This is a genomic window from Lamprobacter modestohalophilus (assembly GCF_016583905.1).
Taxonomy (GTDB): Bacteria; Pseudomonadota; Gammaproteobacteria; order Chromatiales; family Chromatiaceae; genus Lamprobacter; species Lamprobacter modestohalophilus.
In genome coordinates this window covers 1-5,184 of sequence record NZ_NRRY01000108.1, presented here as the reverse complement: position 1 = coordinate 5,184, position 5,184 = coordinate 1, and the positions used below count along the sequence as shown (strand labels likewise).

Sequence of the window (5,184 nt, the reverse complement as noted above, 5' to 3'; positions counted from 1 at the left end):
ATGCCAACCTTGATGACCCCGAGATCGTCGCCGCGACCAGCGACGCCAGCGGCGCGATCCCCACATCGGTCTTGGTCCATGATGCACTGGATCACCTGCTCTGCGGGTTCGCGCCCAGCGGTCATCGTGCCGAAGCGATGGCGCTTGAACAGTTGGCGCGACGCACCAGTTCCGATCCAAGCCCGGATTATCGGCAGATGGCCCGCGAGGATCTGCTCACCGGCCAGGTGGTTGGCGAGCCGCTGTACCGATTCATCGGCGCAGAGCTCCGTCATCAGCTCCCAACGACGGCGACCGACTGGGATGATCGCTCGGTGGTGAATGCGCTGCGCGAGCGACTCGGTGACGAGGCACTGATCGAGCAGCTGGTCCAGCGCATGGCCAGGCTCGGGCATGCCGGTCGACCGCACGCCCTGCTGAGTTGGCGCGTCACCGGCTTTGCGTACTCCCACCGCACCGAGCTTGGACTGCGCCTGCAGCGCCTGCTCGAGCAGATGGACGCCTGGGTCGACGCCGAGGGATTGACCGAAACGTCCGGCGAGATCCGCATCGGGCAGGGCGGCTGTGCCTTTGCCGCCGAGCAGGGACCGCGCTTGGAGGTTTAACAAGGCTGTTCGTCGAGACTGCGTTCGGCAGCCTAGACGCCATTCTGGACCCGGGGCGGAGCTCTGTCATCGCATCACCGGCCCCGCGGCTCGAGCCCGAAGCAGTCCAGATCCGAGGCAACGCTCAGCGCGCCCTGATAGACAGCGCGAATCCGCGCCAGACTGTCATCCAGTGCCCGCTCCGAGCGGCGCATCAGATGGCTCAGCACCAGATGCTTGACCTCGGCCGCCTTGGCGATCTCGGCAATCTCCGAGGGCAGGGCATGCAGCCGTGCGGCGACCTGTCCTGCCTGCTCCGGCACGGCATGGTTCATGATCAACAGATCGGCATCGCGCGCAAAATCGACAAACCAGGGATCATCGCCATTCAGATCCCCGCTGAAGACGATGCGTTGCTCGCCTACATCGATGCGGTAGGCCAGCGCCGGGACCGGGCCATGGCTGACGCCGATGGCGCTGACCTGATAGTCATCGGTCTCCAACACTGGGATCGGCTCGCGGCTGTCGGCCTCCAGCGTGCGCCGCTGCAGCCTGACCAGCCCATCGCTGCCATCGAGATAGCCTGAGAGGTAGCCGAACGCCCCGGTCTGCGCAGCGAACAGCCCCTGCAGGTAACCTTCCAGATCCGGATAGTCCCCGCCACCGGTCGGCCCGGCAATCGGCAATGCCCGGCTGCGCTGGCTGAAATAGCCGCTCTTCAGCAGCGCCGGCAGGTCGGTCGCATGGTCGGGGTGCAGATGCGTGAGCGCGATCAGCTCGAGGTCCGCGAAGCGCGCCCCGCTGGCCCCATAGCGCGCGAAACTGCCGCCACCGAGGTCGACCAGCACCCGCGCCTTGCCCTCCAGCCACAGCAGATAGCCCGCGCTGGTGCGCTCCTGCTGGGCCTCTGGGCCGCCAGAGCCAAGCACCTGTACCGCAACCGGTGCCTCACAGGTGTTGGCAGCGATGCTGCTCCCAGCGCCAAGGCCGGCCAGGATCAACAACCCTGTGGCGAGTTGCCATCGTTTTGAGGTTCGCATTGATCTCACCCGGTGAGGCTTGAGCCCAGTAATCGCCCCAGCCAGGTCGGCCGTGGGGACGGAGCGTCGAGCGCCGCGCGGAGATCGAGCGGCGGCATCAAGCTGATGATCCAGCCTGGCACGGGTGGCTGATCGCTGAAGCCACCGGCGACGCCGAGCCGTCGTGGGTGGTAGACCTTGATGAAGGTCGGGGTCTCGAGATCGTCAGCATAGACGATGCCGCAATAGTCCTCCCGGTGCTCCCGACGCAGTAGCGCATCGAGGTTAGTGATGAATGATTCGACCGCAGCCGCCTCGGCTGGCTCAGCCGGCGGCGCCTCATCGAGGTCATAGAGATACCAGCCGGCCGCGGCATCACGGCGCAGGCTGGTCCACAACTGATCGAGCTGGTGCCAGCGCAGTGTGGAGGTAAAGCTTCCACGAAAACGGCTGAGAAACGAAACGGCACTGTCGTGGGTCTCTTGCATGGTGATCGCCTCGTTTTCGGGTGGAGTCATGACGACTGAGATGGATGGCCGCGAAGGTTTGCTGCAGATCACCCGTTAGGACCGTCCCCGCGGCGGCCTTCTTTCGCCATCCACATCGCCTGCCGGCCGTGAGAGCACAGTGACCTGAGCCATGCTACGCAATCGCCACGACACCTACGGCCTCGTTGCCGTGATCTTGCATTGGCTGGTCGCGCTTGTCGTGGTCGGTCTCTTCGGTCTCGGGCTGTGGATGGTCGAGCTGACCTATTACGACGACTGGTATCGCCGCGCCCCGGCGATCCACAAAGGTGTCGGCGTGCTGCTGTTCCTCACCGTGACGCTGCGCCTGGGCTGGCGTTTGCTCGGCCCGCGGCCGGCGCCCTTGGCAACGCACTCGGTGTGGGAACGGCGGATTGCCCGTGTCACCCATGCGCTGCTCTACGCGTTGCTGTTCGCGGTGATGCTGAGCGGCTCTCTGATCTCGACCGCCGATGGGCGTCCGATCGATGTCTTTGGTCTGTTCAGCGTGCCGGCCCTGATCACCGACCTGCCGGATCAGGCCGACATCGCCGGGGAGGTCCACCTGATCCTGGCCATCTCGCTGGTCTCGCTGGCTGGGGTCCATGCACTGGCGGCGCTCAAGCATCACCTGATCGATCGGGATCGCACCCTGCTGCGCATGCTGGGACGAGGATCAGCGTCCAAGGCGCGCTGATGCACCGCCAAACCGATCGGTTGCGACCACGCCTGTCCTCGCCAACCAATGATTCGCCTAACCCATGACCCACCGGAGACTGACCATGCCCATGCCCATGCCCATGCCAAAGACCCTGACCGCCCTGAGCCTGACCGCAGCGCTGTTGCTGCCCGCGATCGCCGCCGCCGAGGTCGAGGAGTATGTGATCGATACCGAAGGCGGTCACGCGTTCGTCCAGTTCCGCATCCAGCATCTCGGCTACAGCTGGCTCTACGGGCGCTTCAACGACTTCGGCGGCACCTTCAGCTATGACCCCGAGGACCCCGACAACGCCAGCATCGAGGTCGAGATCGAGACCGCGAGCCTGGACTCCAATCACGCCGAGCGTGACAAGCACCTGCGTGGAGACGACTTCCTGGACGTCGAGCGCTACCCGCAGGCGACCTTCAAGAGCACCGCCGTCGATCTCGACGAGGATGGCAACGGCACGGTCATGGGCGACTTCAGCTTCCATGGTGTTACTCAGCCGGTGACCCTCGAGGTGGAGCAGATCGGTGCCGGACCCGACCCCTGGGGCGGCTTCCGTCGCGGCTTTCAGGGCTCGACCCGCTTTGCGTTGAAAGATTTCGGCATCGACTATGACCTGGGTCCCGCCTCGCAGGTGGTCGAGATCATCCTGTCGATCGAAGGCGTGCGCCAGAATGGCTAGCGGCGGCGTGACGATGCAGGCGAAAGCCGCATTGGATGAGACCCGCAGGGCGGTTGGCGATACGGGGCAATCGCTGCCCATTACGCGCCGCCGCTTTTTGCTCGCGGCGGCTGCCGCGGTGCCCGGGTGGCCGTGTGCACTCGCGGCCGCGCGCCCCGAGGAGTGGGTGGCGCCTGAGCTGCTCGACCTGCTGATTGAGACTGAGCGCGAGGCCCTGCTCGAGGCACTGGTGACACGGATCACGGCCGGCCTGACCTATCCCGAGCTGCTGGGTGCCCTTGCTGAAGCCGCAGCGCGCCAGGTCCGACCCTATCCGCACGTTGGCTTCAAGTATCACGCCTTCATGGTCCTGCATGCGGTCGACAGAACGACCAGGCACGGTCCCTCCGAAGAGGCCTGGCTACCGATCCTCTGGGCGGCTGACACCTTCAAGGGCGCGCAAGCCCAGGAACAGTCCCGAGGCGGCTGGGTGTTGCCCGACGCCTCTAGAGCGCGCACGGCGAGCCGGATCGGCCGCTCGGTACGACAGCATCCGGAACGGGCGCTGCACCAGGCGCTCGACCAATGGGATGCGGAGGCCGCTGACGACGCGCTCCTAATCTTGCTGCAGCAGCGCGCGCCGGAGCAGGTCCTGGAGGGGCTTTGGCGCTACGGGGCGCGCGATTTTCGCGCGATTGGTCACAAGGCGATCACGGTGGCGAACTGCGCGCGGCTGCTGCCAACGGTGTCGCGCGCGCGGGCCGAGCCAATGCTGCGCTCGCTGGTACTGGCGCTGCAGAATCACCGGGGCGAGCCCAATCCGGCGACCACGGCGCTCGCGGCTGACGCCCCCTGGCGCAACAACCAGGAGCGGATCAAGCGGCTTGAGCGGCCAACGACGCCTGACGCCGAGGCGACCGACGCTAACAGCGCGGCACTATCGCACGACCTGCTCGCGGTGCTGCGCGAAGGCTCGGCCGATGACGCCAGCGCCGCGCTCGCGGCGGCACTTGCTCGGGGCGTCCCCAAGACCAGGCTCTGGACTGTCGTGTTCGCGGCCGCCGGCGAGCTGATGCTGCGCGAGCCGGGAATCCTCGCGGTGCATGCCAATACCACCAGTGATGCGCTCTTCTTGGGCGCCAAACGGGCAGCTGACAGCGACACCCGCACGCTGCTGCTCCTGCAGGCGGCCAGCTTTCTGCCGCTATTCCGTGATCTGATCGGCGGTGACGGTGATGCGCCGCAGCTCAGCCGCCTGGAGCCGGCGTCACCCGTGGCCGGCGTCGCCGCCGATTCCGCCGAAGCGCTCGAGGCGGTCTTTGCCGCTCTGTCGGCATCGCGCCGCGAGGCCGTGCCCAAGGCGCTGGGCTATCTCGAGGCCGGCGGCTGCGAGCAGGCGTTCATGCGCCGTGCGCGGCATTACACGGTCGAGCGCAATCAGGGCGCTCACGACTACAAGTTCACCGAGGCAGCGTTCCGCAATGCCGCGGCCATGCCCGAGCACTGGCGTCGGCGCTACCTGGCCGCGTCAGTGCTCTACATGAACGGTCCCGATGACAGCGAAGATCCGGCGGTCACCAACGCGCGCCTGCTGCTCGCTGATGCCGGGGCCAGGCGCTGAGGTGGGCGCGAGGACTGCAAGAAAACGCGCGCCGCTCGGGTCTCAAAGGGACAAACGGATCAGATTCCCAACCCCGACCCCGAGGAC

General features: G+C 66.4%; 6 protein-coding genes. 4 read left to right on the top strand and 2 right to left on the bottom strand.

Annotated elements, in window-relative coordinates; genetic code table 11:
* Nucleotides 1-605: hypothetical protein (locus tag CKO42_RS25730; protein WP_200251886.1), on the top strand; the 605-nt coding region annotated here is incomplete at its 5' end.
* 74 nt (nt 606-679) lie between these two features.
* Here CKO42_RS25730 and CKO42_RS25725 read toward each other — a convergent pair.
* Nucleotides 680-1,624 carry an MBL fold metallo-hydrolase gene (locus CKO42_RS25725; RefSeq protein WP_200251884.1) on the bottom strand — a complete coding sequence of 315 codons (945 nt, stop codon included), beginning with the start codon at nt 1,622-1,624 and terminating at the stop codon, nt 680-682.
* 5 nt (nt 1,625-1,629) lie between these two features.
* Nucleotides 1,630-2,121, bottom strand: a complete 492-nt coding sequence (locus CKO42_RS25720; protein ID WP_242479711.1) for a hypothetical protein — start codon at nt 2,119-2,121, stop codon at nt 1,630-1,632.
* Between the two features lie 121 nt (nt 2,122-2,242).
* Between CKO42_RS25720 and CKO42_RS25715 the strand changes: the two genes are divergently transcribed.
* The 3 genes from CKO42_RS25715 (at nt 2,243) to CKO42_RS25705 (ending at nt 5,097) form a co-directional block, all read left to right on the top strand.
* Nucleotides 2,243-2,806: a cytochrome b gene (locus tag CKO42_RS25715; protein ID WP_200251882.1), complete on the top strand. Its 564-nt coding sequence runs from the start codon at nt 2,243-2,245 to the stop codon at nt 2,804-2,806.
* Nucleotides 2,807-2,891: 85 nt separating this feature from the next.
* Complete coding sequence (locus CKO42_RS25710; RefSeq protein ID WP_242479710.1) at nt 2,892-3,497, top strand: YceI family protein; 606 nt, start codon at nt 2,892-2,894, stop codon at nt 3,495-3,497.
* 13 nt (nt 3,498-3,510) lie between these two features.
* Complete coding sequence (locus tag CKO42_RS25705; RefSeq protein WP_200251880.1) at nt 3,511-5,097, top strand: hypothetical protein; 1,587 nt, start codon at nt 3,511-3,513, stop codon at nt 5,095-5,097.
* Nucleotides 5,098-5,184: the final 87 nt, after the last annotated feature.